Source organism: Nitrosospira sp. Nsp14 (assembly GCF_900113575.1).
Lineage (GTDB): Bacteria > Pseudomonadota > Gammaproteobacteria > Burkholderiales > Nitrosomonadaceae > Nitrosospira.
In genome coordinates this window covers 1-2,087 of sequence record NZ_FOPV01000042.1, presented here as the reverse complement: position 1 = coordinate 2,087, position 2,087 = coordinate 1, and the positions used below count along the sequence as shown (strand labels likewise).

Here is a 2,087-nt window from a genome sequence, read left to right as displayed (position 1 = left end):
CGATTTACGGCATGCCTATCCTGGATGCCTACAAAGCGCGCACGGTAATGGTGGTCAAACGCAGCATGGCCGCGGGGTATGCCGGCCTCGACAACGACCTGTTCTATATGGATAAGACCATGATGGTGTTTGGCGACGCAAAGAAAGTTGTGGAGGATATGGTCAAGGCCTTATAGGCCAGTTGATCCTCGTCGGCCGACAGATCAGGCCCCATATTTGCGGATGAAAAAACGGCATCCCTTGCATCCCCTGAGGAATGAAGGGATGCCGTATCTTTGGCTGGTTCTTAAAGAATGATGTCGGAATCGGGCAGGGCGCTGACGTTAAGATCCGGATGACCCACCAACTGGATCTCGAAATCAGCATTTCCGCCTCCGTCCACATCGCCCCGGATGAGACGATTCCCGCCTTCATCCACATACCAGAGCTCTCCGGCGGCGCCGGTCGGGCCGGCGTTTCCCTTCCAGATGAAGTCATTATTGCCAAAAGTGGTCCTGTTGGCGTCTATTCCCTTCAGATCAATTTGATCGCCGGAAGGCCCAGTCCCGTCAAAGTCGGTAATAATATCTCGAATACCGACCCCTACGCGGCTCTCTACAACAGAGTTGAAGTCAAAGGTGTCGCGGTCGGTTCCCCCCGTTAGCATATCGGTACCACGGTCCCCTGTGAGTATATCGCTACCCGCGTTCCCAGACAGCGTATCATCGCCGCTACCGCCCCACAGTTTATCGTTGCCGTTTCCTCCCGCCAGCCCATCGTTTCCATCGTCGCCTCTTAGCTCGTCATTGCCGATGCCACCTGTAAGCCAGTCATTGCCATCGCCTCCCGACAGGTTGTCATCGCCATCGTCGCCCCAGAGCGTGTCATTTCCTCTGTCACCCGACAGGGTGTCGTTTCCATCGTTGCCTTTCAGCGTATCATCGCCGCTACCGCCCCACAGTTTATCGTTGCCGTTTCCTCCCGCCAGCCCATCGTTTCCATCGTCGCCTCTTAGCTCGTCATTGCCGATGCCACCTGTAAGCCAGTCATTGCCATCGCCTCCCGACAGGTTGTCATCGCCATCGTCGCCCCAGAGCGTGTCATTTCCTCTGTCACCCGACAGGGTGTCGTTTCCATCGTTGCCTTTCAGCGTATCATCGCCGCTACCGCCCCACAGTTTATCGTTGCCGTTTCCTCCCGCCAGCCCATCGTTTCCATCGTCGCCTCTTAGCTCGTCATTGCCGATGCCACCTGTAAGCCAGTCATTGCCATCGCCTCCCGACAGGTGGTCATCGCCATCGTCGCCCCAGAGCGTGTCATTTCCTCTGTCACCCCACAGCCTGTCATTGCCGTTACCACCAAAGAGATTGTCGTTTCCGCTGTCACCCGACAGGGTGTCGTTTCCATCGTTGCCTTTCAGCGTGTCATCGCCGCTACCGCCCCACAGTTTATCGTTGCCGTTTCCTCCCGCCAGCCCATCGTTTCCATCGTCGCCTCTTAGCTCGTCATTGCCAATGCCACCTGTAAGCCAGTCATTGCCATCGCCTCCCGACAGGTTGTCATCGCCATCGTCGCCCCAAAGCGTGTCATTTCCGCTATTGCCGTTAAGCCTGTCGGAACCGTCACCGCCGTTAATGACGTCATTGCCAGCCGCGCCATCTATTCTATCGCGACCGCCTCGTCCGGAAATCTGGTCCGCGCCTGACGTCGGCGGCCCACCGATAACACCTGCGGAAACAACTTGCGGGGTGATGGTATCTGATCTCTCCGTGCCTGTAATATTAGCCATAATATAATTGCTCCTGTATGAGTGAAAGTTCGTTTGAGTTTTTTATTCCGCTCTTGTCCAGGTTCGCACTATCTTCGGCTCCTGCTCAACCTCGCCGAGACAATCTTTTTATGTAGGAACTACTAGTAAATAGATAAGCAACAAGCATGCCATCCTGCGGTGGATTAACTGTGCCAAATAGGGAAGTTAAAGTGTCCCTTATTCTTCAAGTCATTTTTGTCAAGTCAGACGCAGAAAAACTATCGCAGCGGCAGCGCCGATGATGCAGCATTCTTAATGGGTAACGCCGACAGCGTGATTATAGTGCCAGGTTACGGCT

Annotated in this window: 2 protein-coding genes; one reads left to right on the top strand and one right to left on the bottom strand. The window is 54.8% G+C overall.

Features of this window, described 5'->3' with window-relative positions:
• Positions 1-176: NAD(P)(+) transhydrogenase (Re/Si-specific) subunit beta (locus tag BM022_RS14920; RefSeq protein ID WP_143079614.1), on the top strand; the 176-nt coding region annotated here is incomplete at its 5' end.
• Between the two features lie 110 nt (positions 177-286).
• On the opposite strand, the gene BM022_RS16305 is transcribed toward BM022_RS14920, so the two are convergent.
• Positions 287-1,768, bottom strand: a complete 1,482-nt coding sequence (locus BM022_RS16305; protein ID WP_091140563.1) for a calcium-binding protein — start codon at positions 1,766-1,768, stop codon at positions 287-289.
• Positions 1,769-2,087: the final 319 nt, after the last annotated feature.

Excerpts from the sequence above, each read along its gene's own strand:
- BM022_RS16305 (WP_091140563.1), bottom strand. The coding sequence starts at position 1,768 with ATGGCTAATATTACAGGCACGGAGAGATCAGATACCATCACCCCGCAA.